The 17,764-nt window shown below is 71.0% G+C and carries 16 protein-coding genes; 15 read left to right on the top strand and 1 reads right to left on the bottom strand.

Translation table 11 applies throughout. The features are described from left to right. Positions 1-274: 274 nt before the first annotated feature. The 4 genes from ACTOQ3_RS29805 to ACTOQ3_RS29790 all read left to right on the top strand — a co-directional run bounded on the left by ACTOQ3_RS29805 (position 275) and on the right by ACTOQ3_RS29790 (position 6,655). Positions 275-1,885, top strand: coding sequence for an ABC-F family ATP-binding cassette domain-containing protein (locus tag ACTOQ3_RS29805; RefSeq protein WP_440086752.1), 1,611 nt, complete (start codon positions 275-277; stop codon positions 1,883-1,885). A gap of 63 nt (positions 1,886-1,948) precedes the next feature. After that, positions 1,949-2,767, top strand: coding sequence for a hypothetical protein (locus tag ACTOQ3_RS29800; RefSeq protein ID WP_440086751.1), 819 nt, complete (start codon positions 1,949-1,951; stop codon positions 2,765-2,767). Positions 2,768-3,019: 252 nt separating this feature from the next. Further along, positions 3,020-4,924, top strand: a complete 1,905-nt coding sequence (locus tag ACTOQ3_RS29795; protein WP_440086750.1) for a hypothetical protein — start codon at positions 3,020-3,022, stop codon at positions 4,922-4,924. Positions 4,925-5,368: 444 nt separating this feature from the next. Further along, positions 5,369-6,655, top strand: coding sequence for an NlpC/P60 family protein (locus tag ACTOQ3_RS29790; RefSeq protein WP_440086749.1), 1,287 nt, complete (start codon positions 5,369-5,371; stop codon positions 6,653-6,655). A 201-nt stretch (positions 6,656-6,856) separates the two neighbouring features. On the opposite strand, the gene ACTOQ3_RS29785 is transcribed toward ACTOQ3_RS29790, so the two are convergent. Continuing rightward, positions 6,857-7,354: an inorganic diphosphatase gene (locus ACTOQ3_RS29785; RefSeq protein WP_329087576.1), complete on the bottom strand. Its 498-nt coding sequence runs from the start codon at positions 7,352-7,354 to the stop codon at positions 6,857-6,859. Positions 7,355-7,476: 122 nt separating this feature from the next. Between ACTOQ3_RS29785 and dacB the strand changes: the two genes are divergently transcribed. The 11 genes from dacB (at position 7,477) to ACTOQ3_RS29730 (ending at position 17,751) form a co-directional block, all read left to right on the top strand. Next, a complete protein-coding gene (dacB, locus tag ACTOQ3_RS29780; RefSeq protein WP_440086748.1) occupies positions 7,477-8,844 on the top strand; it encodes a D-alanyl-D-alanine carboxypeptidase/D-alanyl-D-alanine endopeptidase in 1,368 nt (455 codons plus the stop codon). A 51-nt stretch (positions 8,845-8,895) separates the two neighbouring features. Then, complete coding sequence (locus tag ACTOQ3_RS29775) at positions 8,896-9,990, top strand: zinc-dependent metalloprotease (protein ID WP_440086747.1); 1,095 nt, start codon at positions 8,896-8,898, stop codon at positions 9,988-9,990. Positions 9,991-10,116: 126 nt separating this feature from the next. Continuing rightward, the gene (gene tilS, locus ACTOQ3_RS29770) at positions 10,117-11,130 is read left to right on the top strand and encodes a tRNA lysidine(34) synthetase TilS (protein WP_440086746.1); all 1,014 of its coding nucleotides are present in this window, start codon (positions 10,117-10,119) and stop codon (positions 11,128-11,130) included. 12 nt (positions 11,131-11,142) lie between these two features. Beyond that, the gene (gene hpt / locus ACTOQ3_RS29765) at positions 11,143-11,700 is read left to right on the top strand and encodes a hypoxanthine phosphoribosyltransferase (RefSeq protein WP_440086745.1); all 558 of its coding nucleotides are present in this window, start codon (positions 11,143-11,145) and stop codon (positions 11,698-11,700) included. 280 nt (positions 11,701-11,980) lie between these two features. Continuing rightward, positions 11,981-13,990, top strand: coding sequence for an ATP-dependent zinc metalloprotease FtsH (ftsH, locus tag ACTOQ3_RS29760; protein WP_440086744.1), 2,010 nt, complete (start codon positions 11,981-11,983; stop codon positions 13,988-13,990). Continuing rightward, positions 13,987-14,577 (top strand): GTP cyclohydrolase I FolE, encoded by a 591-nt coding sequence (gene folE / locus ACTOQ3_RS29755; RefSeq protein ID WP_440071410.1) that lies wholly within the window; start codon positions 13,987-13,989, stop codon positions 14,575-14,577. The genes ftsH and folE overlap by 4 nt, the downstream gene beginning before the upstream one ends. Positions 14,578-14,932: 355 nt before the next feature. Beyond that, entirely contained in the window at positions 14,933-15,784 is an 852-nt protein-coding gene (gene folP, locus ACTOQ3_RS29750) for a dihydropteroate synthase (protein WP_440086743.1), read from the top strand. Beyond that, the gene (locus tag ACTOQ3_RS29745; protein ID WP_350972537.1) at positions 15,781-16,221 is read left to right on the top strand and encodes a nuclear transport factor 2 family protein; all 441 of its coding nucleotides are present in this window, start codon (positions 15,781-15,783) and stop codon (positions 16,219-16,221) included. Before folP ends, ACTOQ3_RS29745 begins: the two co-directional genes overlap by 4 nt. A 197-nt stretch (positions 16,222-16,418) precedes the next feature. Then, positions 16,419-16,808: a dihydroneopterin aldolase gene (folB, locus tag ACTOQ3_RS29740; protein ID WP_440086833.1), complete on the top strand. Its 390-nt coding sequence runs from the start codon at positions 16,419-16,421 to the stop codon at positions 16,806-16,808. Beyond that, a complete protein-coding gene (gene folK / locus ACTOQ3_RS29735) occupies positions 16,805-17,302 on the top strand; it encodes a 2-amino-4-hydroxy-6-hydroxymethyldihydropteridine diphosphokinase (protein WP_440086742.1) in 498 nt (165 codons plus the stop codon). Before folB ends, folK begins: the two co-directional genes overlap by 4 nt. Next, complete coding sequence (locus tag ACTOQ3_RS29730) at positions 17,299-17,751, top strand: DUF3180 domain-containing protein (RefSeq protein ID WP_440086741.1); 453 nt, start codon at positions 17,299-17,301, stop codon at positions 17,749-17,751. The genes folK and ACTOQ3_RS29730 overlap by 4 nt, the downstream gene beginning before the upstream one ends. Positions 17,752-17,764 lie beyond the last annotated feature (13 nt).

Genomic DNA, 17,764 nt, shown 5'->3' with positions numbered 1-17,764 from the left:
CCGATCGACGCGGAAGCGGCCTCAGACTGCGTGCCTGATCGTGCGGCCCGCGACAGTGACCCCGTACGTCCCCGGGTAGCGGACATCATCCGGGCTCAGGATGAGCTCATGACGTGCCCGATCGTCGCGACAGCGCGACGAACCGCCGAGTACCGGGGCGTCTGCTCGCCGTGGGCATGACGACCGGATCGCCAGGCCGTACCGGCTGGAATGGGGATGCCGGACCTGAAACCGGCATGTAGCCTGCGCGGGGACTTGGAAAGAGGGAAGCACAGTGGCACATGTTGAGGTCGGTCATCTGACATATGTCCTGCCGGATGGGCGGCCGTTGCTGGACGACGTGTCCTTCCGGGTCGGCGAGGGGGTCAAGGCGGCACTCGTCGGGCCCAACGGGGCGGGCAAGACGACCCTGATGCGGCTGATCGCGGGCGACCTGCAGCCGGTCGACGGGAGCGTCGCCAGCTCCGGTGGCCTGGGCATCATGCGGCAGTTCATCGGCAGCATCCGCGACGGCAGGTCCGTGCACGACCTGCTGGTCAGCGTCGCCCCGCAGCGCGTGCGGGAGGCGGCCGAGCGGCTCGACGCCGCCGAGCTCGTGATGATGGAGCGCGAGGACGAGAAGGCGCAGATGCGCTACGCGCAGGCCATCACCGACTACACCGACGCGGGCGGCTACGACATCGAGGTGCTCTGGGACACCTGCACCATGGCCGCCCTCGGCATGCCGTACGACGGCTGCAAGTACCGCGAGGTCAACACGCTGTCGGGCGGTGAGCAGAAGCGGTTGGTGCTGGAGGCGCTGCTGCGGGGGCCCGACCAGACGCTGCTGCTCGACGAGCCGGACAACTACCTGGACGTGCCGGGCAAGCTCTGGCTGGAGCGGGCGCTGCGCGAGACGGCCAAGACGGTGCTGCTGGTCAGCCACGACAGGGAGCTCCTGGCCAACGCGGCCGACCGGATCATCACCGTCGAGTCCGGCAACATCTGGGTCCACGGCGGGGGCTTCCGCTCGTACGCGCAGGCGCGCAGGGAGCGCAACGAGCGCCTCGACGAGCTGAAGAAGCGCTGGGACGAGGAGCACGCCAAGATCAAGCGCCTGGTCCTCATGCTGAAGCAGAAGGCCAAGTACATGGACACCATGGCCGCCGCCTACCACTCGGCCCAGACCCGGCTGCGCAGGTTCGAGGAGGCCGGGCCGCCGGAGGCGGCGCCCAAGGAGCAGTTCATCAGCATGCGGCTCAAGGGCGGGCGGACCGCCAAGCGGGCGGTGATCTGCGAGAAGCTGGAGCTCACCGGCCTGATGAAACCGTTCGACCTGGAGATCTGGTACGGCGAGCGGGTGGCGGTGCTGGGTTCCAACGGCTCGGGCAAGTCGCACTTCCTGCGCCTGATCGCCGGAGAGGAGGTCAGGCACACCGGCGTGGCCAGGCTCGGCGCCCGGGTCGTCCCCGGCCACTTCGCCCAGACGCACGCCCGCCCCGAGCTCATCGGCCGGACGCCCTGCGAGATCGTGATGACCGAGCACGCCCGGCTCAAGAACGAGGCGATGAAGGTGCTGTCCCGCTACGAGCTGGCCGGGACCATCGCCGAGCAGCGCTTCGAGACGCTGTCCGGAGGCCAGCAGGCCCGGTTGCAGATCCTGCTGCTCGAACTGTCGGGCACCACCCTGCTGCTGCTGGACGAGCCGACCGACAACCTCGACCTGGCCAGCGCCGAGGCTCTCCAGGAAGGGCTGGACGCCTTCGACGGGACCGTGGTCGCCGTCACCCACGACCGCTGGTTCGCCGATGACTTCGACCGGTATCTGGTCTTCGGCGCGGATGGGAAGGTCTACGAATCATCCGAACCGGTATGGGATGAGGCCAGAGTTGTCCGGCAGAGGTAAAGACTCGGGCCGTTTCCGGCGTGTCCAGGTGGGCGGGAGGCCGTCACCGGTTATCACGGCTAGGTGACGCACAGCACCCGAATCGTCGGCGCCCTCGCACTCCTCCTCCTTGTCGGATGCGCCGGATGCACCGACGACGAGGAGGAGACGAAGCAGGCCGCCGCGCTCCAGCCGATCGCGGTCAGGGAGCAGGCCTCGTCCATCATCAAGGGCGATGATGGGTACGTGGTGAACTGGGCCGGAGTGCTCGCCAACACCAACCCGTGGCACTTCGGCGAGCACGTCGTGGCCACCGTGGTGGCCAAGAACTCCGAGGGCAAGGAGGTCGTCCGGCTGGAACAGCCGCTGGACGCCGTGCCCCCCGCGGGGACGCTCCCCTTCACCGGCCAGGTGGTGACCCAGGACAAGCCCGCCGCCGTGAGCATCGCGTACCGCCCGGCGCGCTGGCACCAGGCGGGCCGGATCGTCTCGGCCTTCCAGCCCTTCCCGGTTCGCGAGGTGCTGACCGACCGCACGGCCGACGGCGACTATCTCGTCACCGGCTACGTCGGCACCCCGTACGTGATACCGGCCCGCAGCCTGGCCGTCACCGCGCTCCTGCGCGACAAGCGGGGCAAGCTGCTCGGCGGTGGGAGCACGTTCGTGGACAACGTCCAGGCGGGCCAGAAGCGCCGGTTCATCCTGCAGATCAAGAGCGTCGAGGACACCCGCGACATCGCCTCCGCCGAGGTGACCGCGCGCACCTGGGGGTCGAGCAGCCGCCCCTTCGAGCAACTCGCCCTCGGCGGTTCGCTGCCCCTGAACACGGTCAAGCCGAAGATGCCGCCGTTCGTCAAGGACCGGGGCAGGCAGGCGCCCCTCGCGGGCGCCGTCCGTCCGTGACCGCTCGTCCGTGACCGTCGGTCCTGGGCCCTTCATCCGTGACCGCTCGTCGTGACCGTCCGCCCACGGCCGGCGGTCCTTCCTCGGCGTACCAATAGGCACGATTAGTTCGATTAAATGGCTATTCATCGATATTTATGATTGCTATTAGTGGCAGGTTTTTACTCGAATCGTTGACGTGACGAAGACAGTCGGAGTCACCGTACGCGAATCGCTGGAATTTCCGGTTACCCGGCGTTTACCTTCGATTACATGACTGACAGTGTCCTGGTCGCGGCGTTGTGCGCGAGGAGCCCCGGAGCCCTCGCCGATCTCTACGACTCATACGCGGAAAGCGTCTACCGATACTGCCGTTCAATGCTCGCCACCTCCGACGCCGCGGAATCGGCGCTCCTCGGCACCTTCATCGCCGCCGAGGCCCATGTTCACGCGCTCGCCGACTCCCGTCGGCTGGAGGCGTGGCTGTACGCACTCGCTCGGGGGGAGTGCGTACGGCGTCATCTCGCCGGGGGGCGCGATTCGCCGGTCCCCGCCCCGGTGTTCGCCGCCGGAGGCGACGCGGACCTGCGGGTGATGGCGTGGAACGCCACCCGGAGCCTGTCGGCCGACGACCATGAGGTCCTCGACCTGAGCTGCCGGCACGGCTTCGGGCCCATCGACCTCGCCGCGGTCCTGGGCGTCACCCCCAAGGTCGCCGGTGCGCTGTACGAGTCGGCGAGGGAGCGTCTGCGCAACGTCGTCACCGCGGAGGTCCTCGTCCGCAAGGGGCCCTACGACTGCGCGAGCCGGGCCCGCATGCTCACCGGCTTCACCGGTGAGCTCACGCCGGAGGCGCGCGAGCGGGTCATCCGCCACGTGAACCGCTGCGACACCTGCGCCCCGCACCGGGTCAGGCAGGTCTCCGCGGCCAAGGTCTTCGACCTGCTCCCCCTGGTCGCGCTCCCGCCCACGCTGCGCGAGTGGGTGATGAGCCACTTCACCGACCCTGAGCGGGTCCCCTACCGGCGCGACGTCGCCCGCCTGGCCGGCCCCCTCGACGCTGCTGGGTTCCCCGTCGGCAGGGGGCGCGGAAGCCGCCGGCCCCACGCGCTGGCCGGCGCGGCGGCCGCGGTCGCCGCGGTGACGGCGCTGGCCCTGGTCCTCGCCCAGTCGGTGGCCGACCCGGGAGGCGCGGGTCCCGGCGTCGCCTCGGGTACGTTCCCGGCGGTGGCGGAGCCTCCGGACACCCGGATACCGGGGGAGTCCCGGCGGGGCGGCACGTCCGCGCCGCTGGAACCCGTCGGGGAGGGCATGGCCGTCGAGCGGATCGGTTCGCTCGGGATGACGGAGCCGGTCAGTGCCACCGGACCCGCCTTCGGGGACGACGAGACGGGGACGCCGGACCTGGCCGGTCCTTGGACGGAGGCCTCGCCCCGGCGGCCGGGTGACGGCTCGTCCGGCGACGGAGCGGCCGATCCCGCCCGTGAGGGACCTTCGGCCGACGGGCCGGCCGACCGGCCGGCCGCTCCGGCGGAGAACCCGGCCCAGCCGCCCCTGCCCGTGTCGCCTGTGTCGCCGGGATCTTCCGGGGTCGGCACGCCGGACAGGCACCCCCCGTCCCGCGGCCACCACGGACACTCCTCCCGCCGCTGCGGGCTCACCCACCGGCCGGTGGGCCCGACGCCCCCGCGGGCGAATCCGGGCTCCCCACAGGCGGACCCGGCACCTCCGCGGGCGAATCCGAGGCCCCCGAGAGGGGAGCACAGGCCTCCGCGCGCGGTCCCTCGACCGCCGCGGGCCGATCCGGAGCCGCCGCGGGCGAACCCCCGGCCGTCGCACGCCGATCCGCGACGCCCGCGGGCGAACCCCGGTCACCCGAGGTCCGGTCCGCGGCAGGTCCCCGACGATTCCCGACCGGCCCCCGCCGGTCCGGGGCGGGCCTCGGACGGCGCGGGCCGCGGGGGGAGCCCGGGTGGCCAGAGCCCGGAACGGATCTCGAACGGCTCGGGTCACGGGCGGACCCCGGACGGCGCGGGTCAGGGGCGGTCGCCGGGCGATCCAGGCCGGGGCCGGTCCTCGGGGGGTTCCCCGCAGGCCTCCACCGGTACGAATCCCGCCGCCCCGCCCTCGCGGCCGGAGTCTCCCACCCCCTCCGGGGCGGCGGCCATACCGGCCTGATCGATCTGACCGGCTTCACCGGTCTGCCGCCGCCTCCCCGTTCCCCGCCCCCTGCTCTTCTGCCCCTTGCCCTCCCCGTCCCCGTTCCCGGGCCCGTGCCTTCTCCGAACTTCGAACTCCGTTCTCTGCTCTCCGGCCCCTGCTCTCGGCCCGCCCCGGACCTCCGCCGGGCGGGCCGTACGGACGTCCGGGGAGAAAACCGCCGCGCACCCGCCGTACAGGAGATCGGGTGTGAGATACGGGGGCCGAGGCCCTTGCCGACGGGGGTATTGTGGCGGGCGGTGACTACGGGGTGTGAGTGGCATGTGTGCGGAGAGTGACGAGCGGGAATGTTGAGATAGGCCGCCGCCTGGCAGGCGGCGACGCGCCGCGTCGTGCGGCGGGACCGCGACACGCGGGGAGACCGCGACACGCGGTATTCAAGGGGACTCCGGGGGGAGACGCATGCATTCAGTCAGACGGCGCCGTCATGCCGCCGCGGTGGCGGGCCTCGCCTGTTGCCTGATCGCCGGGCCGGGGCTCCCCGCCGGCGCTGTTCCTGGCCGGCCGGGACCGGGCGACGCCGCGGCGGGCGGCGTGTCGGGCCCGTCGGCCGATGAGGTGGCCGAAGCGCGGGCGCTGGCCCGCGAGCGCGGTGAGAGGCTCGGCTCGACCACGGTCCTGGTCGCCGAGGCGCAGGCCAGGCTGGAGGAGCTGGTCGCCCAGGCGGAGCGGCTCGTCGAGTCGTACAACGGGGAGCTGGTCAAGACGGCTCGCGTCAAGAAGCTCGCCGAGCAGGCGGCCGAGCGGGCCAGGACGGCGGGCTCCGAGGTCGGGGAGGCCCGGGAGGCGGTGGCCGCGATCACCGCCCAGAACTACGGCGGGCTGGACATCGCCCAGCCCATGATGGCCATGATGACCGACAGCGGCGGCCCCACGGACGACGGCTACCTGCGCAGGGCCAGCATCCTGGCCCACATGGGCGGAGGGCAGGCGGAGACGCTCAAGCAGCTACGCGAGGCCCAGGAGGTCTTCGCCATCCTCCAGGCGCAGGCGGACGACGCCTACGCCGTGCAACGGGAGGCACAGGCGAGAGCCGAGGAGGCGAAGATCGCGGCCGAGGAGGCCGTCGCCAGACAGGTCGACGAGACCCGGCGGATCAAGGAGGAGCAGGCGCGGCTGGAGAAGCTGGCCGAAGAGGCGCGCGGCGCCGCCGACCTGCTCGCCAAAAAGCGTGAGGCGGCCCTGGAGCAGGCCAGGATCGCGAGGGAGAACGCCGAGCGCGCTCGGTATCAGGCGGCCGCCGTGCGCCGCGAGGCGGCGCGGATGGCGGTGGCCTCGGGAGAGCCCGCGTCACGCTGGGCGCTCAACGTGACGGCCGGTTCCGCCAGGGGCGACATCGCCGCCGACTGGGCGCTCACCCAGCTCGACAAGCCGTACGTGTGGGCGGCCGACGGGCCGGCCTCCTACGACTGCTCGGGGCTGACCATGCGGGCCTGGGAGCGGGTCGGGGTCGTCATGGACCACTGGACCGGCACCCAGTGGACCGCGGGCCCGCACGTGCGGCTCAGCGAGCTCCAGCGGGGCGACCTGCTCTTCTACGGGCAGATCACCCAGAACCCCGGCGACATCCACCATGTGGGGATCTACATCGGCCGGGGGCTGATGGTGCACGCCCCGCAGACGGGGGACGTGGTCAGGGTCGCGCCGATGTGGCGCAGCGACCTCGTCGGCGCGACCCGTCCCGCGTGACGACCGGCCAAGGACCGGGCGTCCGATGAACGACCGGCCAGGGACGACCGTCCGATGGACGACCGGTCAAAGGCCGGCCGCTCGACGAACGACCGGCTGAAAACCGATTCTCCGATGAACGACCGGTCAAAGGACGACCGTCCGGAAGACGACCGGCCAAGGGGCGACCGGCCAAAGACCGGGTAATAATCCGGTCACGAATCAGTGCTTTCCGTGCACCTCGTCCTTGGCGCGCTTGATGGAGCGGACGATCTCCTCTTCGGCCTCCACCCTGCCGACCCAGTTGGCGCCCTCGACCGACTTGCCGGGCTCGAGATCCTTGTAGACCTCGAAGAAGTGCTGGATCTCCAGGCGGTCGAACTCCGGCACGTGGTGGATGTCGCGGATGTGTTCCATCCGGGGATCGGTGGCGGGGACGCACAGGACCTTGTCGTCGCCGCCCTTCTCGTCGGTCATGCGGAACATGCCGACCGCCCGGCACTTGATCAGACAGCCGGGGAAGGTCGGCTCCTGGAGCAGCACGAGGGCGTCGAGTGGATCACCGTCCTCGCCGAGCGTGTCTTCGATGAAGCCGTAGTCGGCGGGGTACTGCGTGGAGGTGAAGAGCATGCGGTCGAGCCTGATGCGGCCTGACTCGTGGTCCACCTCGTACTTGTTCCGTTGCCCCTTGGGAATCTCAACGAGAACGTCGAACTCCACCGCGGTTCCTCCACTCAGACCCCCGGGCACCCCCGGTTGGGCGTTAATGTCTCGTAGGCGATTTATGCCTTTTGGATACCGATGATGAGAGGACGGCGACGATAATGCGGCGTGAGCGGTGGGTGGCCTTGGTCACTCTCGTCCTGCTGCAGATCTTCGTCGTCGCGGCCGGGGCACACCTGCTCACCAGCGATGTGCTGGTCGAGGGTGAGCCCGAGACGATCGTCGCGTCGGCCGAGCCGCCCCCCGTCCCGGTCATCACCGCGGGTCCGGTGCTGGCCGCGGGGGGGAACGGCCCTCTCCCCGCCAAGGGTACTTTGGCGGAGCGGCTGACCGAGGCGTTGGGTGACCCCGCCCTGGGGAGAAGTGTCGGCGCCGCGGTCCTCGACGCGGAGACGGGCGCCCTGCTGTTCGGCAGCGGCGCGGCCACGGGCATCACCCCCGCCTCCACCACCAAGGTCGTCACCGCGGTCGCCTCGATGGCCTCGCTTGGACCCGACACCAGGCTGAGCACCCGCGTGGTGCGGGGCTCCTCGCCCGGCTCGATCATCCTCGTCGGCGGCGGCGACCCCACCCTGGCGAGTCCCAGGACGGCGGGGAGCCCGGTCTATCCCCGGCCCGCCTCGCTCGCCACCCTCGCCTCGCGTACCGCCAGGGCGCTCAAGGAGGCCGGCGTGTCCAAGGTGACGGTGGCCTACGACGACTCCCTCTACACCGGGTCGCGTACCGCCGCGACCTGGAAGCCCGGTTACGTCCCCGAGGGCAGCGTCGCCCCCGTCACGGCGCTCATGATCGACGAGGGCAGGGTCTCGCGGGGAAGCGACCAGCGGGTCTCCGACCCCTCCCGCACGGCGCACGCCGCGTTCGTGTCGCTGCTGTCGAAGTACGGGGTCACGGTCTCCAAGTCCGCCAGGCGGTCCAAGGCCCCGGCCGGTGCGCAGGAGCTCGCCCGGGTCGACTCCGCGCCGGTCTACGCCCTGGTCGAGCGGGCCCTCACGCTCAGCGACAACGACCTGTCGGAGGCGCTGGCCAGGCACGTGGCGATCAAGGAGGGGGAGCCGGCCTCCTTCGACGGCGGCGCCGCGGCCGTCGGCAAGGTGCTGACCCGGCTCGGCGCGGCGAAGGGCGTGCGGGTGTTCGACGGCAGCGGGCTGTCGCCGAAGAACCGCATCGCCCCCGAGGCGCTCGCCCGCCTGGTCGCGGCGGCGGCCTCACCGGCCAATCCCGGCCTGCACCCGATCATCAGCGGCATGCCGGTCGCCGGCTTCAGCGGCACCCTCGGGCACCGGTTCGACAAGCTCCACTCCGCCTACGGGCTGATCCGCGCCAAGACGGGCACCCTCGACGGGGTCAACACCCTGGCGGGCATCACCACCACGCGGGGCGGACGCATGGTGACCTTCGCCTTCATGGCGGACCGGGTCCCGCCGGGCTGGGGCAAGGCCGAGGCGGCCCTCGACAGGCTCGCCGCCGCGGTCGCCGCCGGCTGATCACGGGTTCCGGGTGCGCGAGTCGACGGGAGAGCACGTACGGTGGACGGTATGCAGGTGATCGACTGGGATCTTGCCGTCGCGACCGGAACGCGCCTGGTGCGCCCCGGGCCGCAAGTCAGCCGAGAGGAGGCCCGGCAGGCCGTCGCCGATTTACGGCGGCTCTCGCGTGAGGCCGAGGGGCACGTCCGCGAGTTCACCCGAATCGACACCGAGACCGCGCCGCAACCCGCGACCATCGTCGACAGGCCCGGCTGGATCAAGGCCAACGTCGACGGCTTCCGGGTGGTGCTGGAGCCGCTCACCGAGCGGATGGCCGCCCGGGGGAGCCAGACACCGGCGATCGTGAGCGCGGTGGGCTCGCGCGTCACCGGGGTCGAGGTGGGCGCGGTGCTGGCCTTCCTCGCCTCCCGCGTCCTGGGGCAGTACGAGCTGTTCCTGCCGCCCGACCCGACCGGCCAGGCGCCCACGGGACGTCTCACCCTGGTCGCGCCCAACATCGTTCACGCCGAGCAGGAGCTCAACGTCAACCCGCGTGACTTCCGCCTCTGGGTCTGCCTGCACGAGGAGACCCACCGGGTGCAGTTCACCGGCGTCCCCTGGCTGCGCGAGTACGTCAGCACGCAGACGACCGACTTCCTGCTCGCCTCCGACATCGACCTGCCCGCGCTGCTGGAGCGGCTCCGCTCGGCCGCCGGCACGTTCACGGACGTCGTCAGGGGCGGGGAGGGCAACCTGATCGACGCGATCCAGACGCCCGAGCAGAAGGTGATCCTCGACCGGCTCACCGCGGTGATGACCCTGGTCGAGGGGCACGGCGACTACGTCATGGACGCGGTGGGTCCCTCGGTGGTCCCCTCGGTCGCCGACATCCGCGCCAAGTTCCACCACCGCCGCGAGGGCGGTTCCCGGCTCGACCGCACGATCCGCAGGCTGCTCGGCCTCGACCTCAAGATGAAGCAGTACGCCGAGGGATCGGCCTTCGTCCGCACGGTCGTGGGACAGGTGGGCATCGGCGGCTTCAACAAGATCTGGACCTCGCCGGAGACGCTCCCCACCCAGGCGGAGATCGCCAAGCCGGAGCGCTGGATCGCCAGGGTGATCGGCACCCCGGCCATTCCCGAGGCCAGCGGCACCGTCGGCTGACCGGTCCGGCCGGGCGGCCCGATCGAATCGGGCCGCCCCGCCGACCGCGCTCACCCCGCCGGTCACGCCGGCCGTGAGCGGGGTGGTCGTGTCGCCGTCCCGTCCGAGGCCGGGACAATGGCGGGCATGGGTCCGCATCCCGCCGTCGCCGACATCCGGCGCGCCGTACGGCTCGCACTGGGCGACCTGGAGCCGGGCGCTCTGGTGCTGGCCGCGTGCAGCGGCGGCGCCGACTCCCTGGCCCTGGCCGCCGCGCTGGGTTTCACGGCGCCCCGCGCCGGGTTCCGCGCCGGCCTGCTCAGCGTCGACCACGGCCTGCAGGAGGGTTCGGGCGAGCGCGCGGGCGGCGTCGTGCGGCTCGCGCCCGGTCTGGGGCTCGACCTCGCCGAGGCGCTGCCCGTCTCCGTCGGCACCTCGGGAGGGCCGGAGGCGGCGGCCAGGCAGGCCAGGTACGCCGCCCTGTCCGAGGCGGCGGAGCGCCTCGGGGCGGCGGCCGTGCTGCTCGGGCACACCAGGGACGACCAGGCGGAGACCGTGCTGCTCGGGCTGGCCAGGGGGAGCGGCACCCGGTCGCTGGCCGGGATGCCCGCGCGGGCCGGAATCTACCGGCGGCCGCTGCTGGAGCTCGGCCGGGCGACGACCGTGGCGGCCTGCGCGGCGCTCGGCCTGACCCCGTGGGACGACCCGCACAACCTCGACCCCCGATACACCCGGGTCCGGGTCCGCGAGCGGCTGCTGCCCGCCCTGGAGGACGAGCTCGGCCCCGGCGTCGCCGAGGCGCTCGCCAGGACCGCGTCCCTGTGCCGCGACGACGCCGACGCGCTGGACGCCTGGGCCGAGGAGGTCTACGCCCGCGTCGCCGTACGGGATTGCGCTCTTAGCGATATCAGCACGGTGACGGTGGCCGTACGGGACCTGGAGGAGCTTCCGGCCGCCGTGCGGCGGAGGGTGTTGCGGAGGGCGGCGATCGACGCGGGATCGCCGCCGGGCACGCTGGCGGCCTCGCACGTCCTGCAGGTCGACCGTCTGGTCACGGCGTGGCGGGGGCAGCGGCGCGTAGAGGTGCCCGGGGGGGTGGGCGTGGTTCGGCGGTATGACACCCTGATACTCGCCAGACAGCCAGCCAGCCCCGTTTCGTAAGGAAAATCCCAGGTGGACGCAGCCGATATGGGCCGGGACCTCTCGAAGGTCCTCATTCCCGAGGAAGAGCTCCAAGCCAAGATCAAGGAGCTCGCGAGCCGGATCGACGAGGACTACGCGGGCAAGGACCTGCTGATCGTGGGCGTGCTCAAGGGCGCGGTCATGGTGATGGCGGACCTGGCGAGGGCCCTGCACCTGCCCGTTCAGATGGACTGGATGGCCGTCTCCTCCTACGGGGCGGGCACCAGGTCGTCGGGCGTCGTGCGCGTGCTCAAGGACCTCGACACCGACATCGCCGGACGCCACGTGCTGGTCGTCGAGGACATCATCGACTCCGGCCTCACCCTGTCGTGGCTGGTCCACAACCTGAAGTCGCGCAACCCCGCCTCGGTGGAGATCTGCGCCGCGCTGCGCAAGCCGGACGCGGTCAAGGTGCCGATCGACGTGAAGTACGTCGGTTTCGACATCCCCAACGAGTTCGTGATCGGTTACGGCCTCGACTACGCCGAGCGCTACCGCAACCTTCCCTTCATCGGAACTCTCGCCCCTCACGTATACGGAGCGGGCTGAAAAGTACGCCCTGCGCGAAGTGCGCCGTCCACAAACGCGACATTGCCCATAGCGGCGGGGAACACGGACCTACCTGACGTACGTTGGTAGGGCAAAGCCGGTCTGTCCGCGCGGTGACCCCGCGCGCCACGCCGGTGTACCTTCGGACAACCGAAGAGGTGGCCTCCCGCCGTCTCTGGGTAGTCAGTTGGAGCGGTTAGGGATACCGCGAACCCCGGGTTCGCCCGGGGTTGCCAGGCTCTGGTCAGGAAGGGACGGGCCCGCCGGGGTTCCGCATCGGATGGATCTCAAGCGATTTACACGTGGGCCACTGCTGTGGATCCTGGGCATCGTCGTTCTGCTTCTTCTCGTCACCACCATGTGGGGCGGTGAGGGCAACTTCGAGAGACGCGACACCTCCCAGATCATCAGCTGGATCGACGAGGGCAAGGTCTCCAACGCCAAGATCATCGACAAGGACCAGCGCATCGAGGTCACTCTGACCGACAAGAAGCGCTACTACTCCTCGTGGGTGACGGGCCAGGGCGTGCAGCTCGCCGACAGGCTCCAGACGGCCGAGGCCGCCAACAAGCTGCCCGGCGGATACAACGTCGACGTGCCCAAGGAGAACTTCCTTCTCGGGCTCCTGGTGAGCTTCCTGCCGATCGTTCTCATCGTGCTGTTCTTCCTGTTCATCATGAACCAGATGCAGGGCGGCGGCTCCCGGGTGATGAACTTCGGCAAGTCGAAGGCGAAACTCATCACCAAGGACACCCCGAAGACCACCTTCGCCGACGTCGCGGGTGCCGACGAGGCCATCGAGGAGCTCCAGGAGATCAAGGAGTTCCTGCAGGCCCCGGCGAAGTTCCAGGCGATCGGCGCCAAGATCCCCAAGGGCGTCCTGCTCTACGGCCCGCCCGGAACCGGAAAGACCCTGCTCGCCAGGGCCGTCGCCGGTGAGGCCGGGGTGCCGTTCTACTCCATCTCCGGTTCCGACTTCGTGGAGATGTTCGTCGGTGTCGGCGCCTCCCGGGTCCGCGACCTGTTCGAGCAGGCCAAGGCGAACGCTCCGGCGATCATCTTCATCGACGAGATCGACGCGGTGGGCCGCCACCGCGGCGCCGGTCTCGGCGGCGGCCACGACGAGCGCGAGCAGACGCTGAACCAGCTCCTCGTCGAGATGGACGGCTTCGACGTCAAGGGCGGCGTGATCCTGATCGCCGCGACCAACCGGCCCGACATCCTCGACCCGGCGCTGCTGCGTCCCGGTCGTTTCGACCGCCAGGTCACCGTCGACCGTCCCGACCTGGAGGGCCGCAAGGGCATCCTCAAGGTGCACGGCCGGGGCAAGCCCTTCGCCGAGGGCGTCGACCTCGACATCATCGCCCGCCGGACGCCCGGTTTCACCGGTGCCGACCTGGCCAACGTGATCAACGAGGCCGCGCTGCTCACCGCGCGGGCCGACCAGAAGCTGATCACGATGGAGCTGCTCGAGGAGTCCATCGACCGCGTGATGGCCGGCCCCGAGCGTAAGTCCCGCGTCATGTCGGACCAGGAAAAGAAGATCATCGCGTACCACGAGGGCGGGCACGCCCTGGTCGCGCACGCGCTGCCCAACTCCGACCCGGTCCACAAGATCACGATCCTGTCCCGCGGACGCGCCCTCGGTTACACGATGACGCTGCCGATGGAGGACAAGTTCCTCGCGACCCGCTCGGAGATGCTGGACCAGCTCGCGATGCTCCTCGGCGGCCGTACGGCGGAGGAGCTCGTCTTCCACGAGCCCACCACCGGCGCCTCCAACGACATCGAGAAGGCCACCTCCATCGCCCGCCGCATGGTCACCGAGTACGGCATGAGCGAGCAGCTCGGCGCCCGCAAGTTCGGCAGCGGCAACGGCGAGGTCTTCCTCGGCCGCGAGATGGGCCACGAGCGCGACTACTCCGAGAAGATCGCCTCCACGATCGACGAGGAGGTCCGCCGCCTCATCGAGTCCGGCCACGACCAGGCCTGGGAGATCCTCGTCGAATACCGCGACGTGCTCGACAACCTGGTGCTGGAGCTGATGGAGAAGGAGACCCTCTCCCGCGACCAGGTGCTGCAGATCTTCGCCCCGGTCGTCGTCAAGGAGAAGAGGCCCTCCTACTCCGGCTACGGCAAGCGGCTGCCCTCCAACCGTCCGCCGATCCTGTCCCGCAAGGAGCAGTCCGGCAACGGCGCGCTCCCCACGGGCGAGCAGGCGGCCGGTGGCAACGGCGCCCTTCCGGCGGGGACGGGTCACCCCGACGCCTCGCCCAAGGACGTGAACTGAACGTGGGGGGTGCCAAGCCGCTCCAGGTCGACGCGGCCCGGCTGGAAAGCGCGGTCCGGGAGATCCTCATCGCCATCGGTGAGGATCCCGACCGCGACGGGCTCCAGGACACCCCCGCCCGCGTCGCCCGCGCCTACGCGGAGCAGTTCGCCGGGCTGGGGCAGACCCCGGAGGACGTCCTGACCACGGTCTTCGACGTCGACCACGACGAGATGGTGCTCGTCCGCGACATCGAGGTCTACTCGACCTGCGAGCACCACCTCGTGCCGTTCCACGGCGTGGCCCACGTCGGCTACATCCCGAACGCGAAAGGGCAGGTCACCGGCCTGTCCAAGCTCGCCCGCCTCGTCGACGTGTACGCCAGGCGCCCCCAGGTGCAGGAGAGGATGACCTCCCAGATCGCCGACGCGCTCATGAACGTGCTGGAGCCGCGGGGGGTCATCGTCGTGATCGAGTGCGAGCACCTCTGCATGACCATGCGAGGGGTCCGCAAGCCAGGGGCCAAGACGATCACCTCGGCCGTGCGCGGGGACTTCCGCAACAGCGACAAGACCCGCGCCGAGGCGATGGCCCTCATCATCCGCTGATCGCCGTCCCGCGTGCTTTCGAGAGCCCGTACGGACGTGACCCCGCCCGGACCGCCGATCGGCGGCCCTGGCGGGATTTTCGCCCCCACGCCGACCTTGGTCGGGCTAATATCGCCACACCCGGCAGGGCCGGGCGCCCCGATCGGGTTCTCTCCGACTCTCGGATCGAGACGGCCACGCCCGAGGGTCTCGCGGAGCCGCCGACTCCGAGTGGAGGAGAACGCATGCCAGCCAGACGTCCCGGGCGGGACACCGACCGAGGACCGTCCGCCCTGTGACGGGTGTGCGGATTCGTTATGGCGCAAGCCGGACCCACGAGACGGGCGTACAGGGCACAACGCCTAGGCTTGTCGCCATGACTACGTGGAGTGTGCCCGGGCTGCCGGACGCGGGCCGGTGCCTCGTGATGGGCGTGGTCAACGTGACTCCCGACTCCTTCTCCGACGGCGGCAGGTGGTTCGACCCGGCGGTGGCCGTGCGTCACGGCCTGGAGCTGGTCGAGCAGGGCGCCGACATCGTCGACGTCGGCGGCGAGTCCACCAGGCCCGGCGCCGCGCGGGTGCCGCTGGAGGAGGAACTGGCCAGGGTCGAGCCGGTCATCCGGGGGCTGAGCCGCGAGGGCGTCACCGTCAGCGTCGACACCATGCGGGCCGAGGTCGCCCAGATGGCCGTGCGGGCCGGGGCGAAACTGGTCAACGACGTCAGCGGAGGGCTGGCCGACCCGGCGATGCCGAGGGTCGTGGCCGCCTCAGGCGTGCCGTACGTGGTGATGCACTGGCGGGGGCACAGCCACGCCATGGACCGCAGGGCCGTGTACGGCGACGTGGTGACCGAGGTGCGCGAGGAGCTCGCCAAGCGGGTCGCCTCGGTGCTGGCCGAGGGGGTGTCGGAGGAGCAGATCGTGCTCGACCCGGGGCTGGGCTTCTCCAAGAACCCCGAACACAACTGGGCGCTGATCGCGGGCATCGACAGGCTCGGAGAGCTGGGTTACCCGCTGCTCGTCGGGGCCTCGCGGAAACGCTTCCTGGGTCGCCTCCTGGCCGACCCGGAGGGCGTGCCGCGCCCTTTCAGTCGTAGTGACGATGCCACGCTCGCCGTGACCGCGCTCGCCGCGCAGGCGGGGGCCTGGTGTGTGCGCGTGCACGACGTCCGTCCGAACGCGGACGCCGTCCGTGTGGCTGCCGCAGTTCAGGGAGCGAGATCATGAGCGTCGACACCACCGCCGTCGAGACGGTCAACCAGGCGTTCTACACCGCCATCGAGGACGCCGACCTCGACCGGATGACCGAGATCTGGGCCGAGGACATCGAGGGCGAGCAGGTGAGCTGCGTCCACCCCGGCTGGCCGATCGTGAACGGCCGGCAGGAGGTGCTGCGCTCGTGGGCGCTCATCATGGCCAACACGCCCTACATCCAGTTCGTGCTGACCGACGTCCGCGTCATGGTCCTGGGCGACGTCGCCATCCTCACCTGTGAGGAGAACATCCTCACCGCGGGCGACGAAGGTGATTCCAGCTTCGCGGCGGGCAAGGTGGTCGCGAGCAACACCTTCGTGCGGACGTCGGCGGGGTGGCGGCTCTGGCTGCACCACGGCTCACCCGTGCTGCAGGGGGACGACGAGGACGAGGAAGAGGAAGCCGCGTGAGCGAACGCACCGGTGAACGGTCCGGCGGGGGTGGCGGTCACCCGGTGGCCGGGGGACGGCCCCTGCGGATCGACGACGGCGTCAACGACCTGATCGGAGATCCGGCCGACGAGCCGGCCGGCGGTCCGATCGGCGGCCGGCTGCCGGATCCGCTGGAGAACCTGGTCCTGGGCTCGTCCGGGGCCGTGGCGTACGGCCTGCCCTCCGGCGAGTCCGGCAGGACGGCCACCGACCGGATCAGCCTCAGAGGGCTGCGGGTGCGCGGGCGGCACGGCGTGCTGGCGGCGGAGCGGGAGCTCGGCCAGGAGTTCGTCGTCGACGTCACCCTGTTCCTCGACACGGCGCCGGCGGCGGCCGGTGACGACCTCACCAGGACCGTCCACTACGGCGAGCTCGCCGAGGACCTGGCGCGGGTCGTGGGAGGCGAGCCGGTCGACCTGATCGAGACCCTCGCCCAGCGCCTGGCCGACGTCTGCCTGGCCCGCGAGCTCGTCCAGGCGGCGGAGGTGAGCGTGCACAAGCCCGCCGCGCCGATCCCGCTGCCGTTCGACGACGTGATCGTGACGATCACCCGGGGCCGGGCATGAGGGTGGTCCTGGCGCTCGGCAGCAATCTGGGCGACCGGTTCGGCACCCTGCGGGGCGCGCTCGACGCCCTGTTCGAGAAGCCGGAGCTCACGTTCGTCGCGGTGTCGCCGGTCTACGAGACCGACCCGGTCGGCGGTCCGGAACAGGGCGCCTATCTCAACGCGGTGGTGATCGCCGAGAGCGCGCTGGAACCCCGGACGCTCCTCGATCGTGCTCAAGGTGTGGAGAACGCCTTCGGCAGGGTCCGGGTGGAGCGCTGGGGAGCGCGCACCCTGGACATCGACCTGATCACCATGGGGGACGTCGTCATGGACGATCCCGACCTCACCCTGCCGCACCCCAGGGCGCACGAGCGCGCGTTCGTGCTGGTCCCCTGGGTGCGGGCCGACCCCGGCGCCGCCCTCTCCGGCCGCCGGGTGGCCGACCTGCTGGCCGGTCTCGACCAGGGCTACGTACGGCCGCGCCCCGACCTGACCCTCCAGAGGCCCGTGTGAAGCCCACCCGCCCCGGTGCCCTCATCGGGATCTTCCTCGTGTTCGCGATCCTCACCTGGGCGCTCCTCAGACCGCTCTACTCGGACCTGCCGACCGTGCCGTGGACGGCGATCCCGACGGTGCTGCTGCTGGCGATCGGCGAGTTCTACAGCGGGTGGATGACGAAGGCCAGGATCGAGCGCAAGCCCGACACCAAGCCCGTCGAGCCCCTGGCCGTGGCCCGCCTGGCCGCCCTGGCCAAGGCCTCCGCGTACGGCGGGGCGATCTTCGGCGGGATCTTCGCCGGGTTCACCCTCTACACGGTGGAGCTGCTGGAGCAGGAGGTCCCCCGCCGCGACTTCTTCATCACCGGCGGGTCGATGCTGGTGTGCGTGCTGCTGATCTGCTCGGCCCTGTACCTGGAGCACTGCTGCAAGGTGCCCAAGGACTCCGCGGACGACGATCGCTGAGGCGCCGGCCCCG

It is taken from the genome of Streptosporangium sp. LJ11, from assembly GCF_051918945.1.
Taxonomy (GTDB): Bacteria; Actinomycetota; Actinomycetes; order Streptosporangiales; family Streptosporangiaceae; genus Streptosporangium.
This window is presented reverse-complemented; position numbering and strand designations above follow the sequence as displayed.